Origin of the sequence: Liquorilactobacillus mali KCTC 3596 = DSM 20444, from assembly GCF_000260415.1 — a bacterium.
Classification (GTDB): Bacteria; Bacillota; Bacilli; order Lactobacillales; family Lactobacillaceae; genus Liquorilactobacillus; species Liquorilactobacillus mali.
In genome coordinates this window covers 1-231 of record NZ_BACP01000111.1, presented here as the reverse complement: position 1 = coordinate 231, position 231 = coordinate 1, and the positions used below count along the sequence as shown (strand labels likewise).

Sequence of the window (231 nt, the reverse complement as noted above, 5' to 3'; positions counted from 1 at the left end):
AATTTTTCCCTTTGTCAGAATTGTCCAAACAGCTGATGAATGATCATTCGTATGAATCCAATCACGTACATTCTTGCCTGATCCATATAACTTTGGTTTGATTCCACTCAAGATATTTGTAATCTGGCGCGGAATGAACTTCTCAATGTACTGATATGGTCCGTAGTTATTTGAACAATTTGAAATTGTTGCCTGTAGACCAAATGATCTGACCCAAGCTCGAACCAGTAG

At 38.1% G+C, this 231-nt stretch carries 1 protein-coding gene; it reads right to left on the bottom strand.

Going from position 1 to position 231, the window contains the following annotated elements:
* A partial coding sequence (locus tag GSM_RS14510; protein WP_010078440.1) for an NAD-dependent epimerase/dehydratase family protein occupies window positions 1-231 on the bottom strand: 231 nt, incomplete at both ends.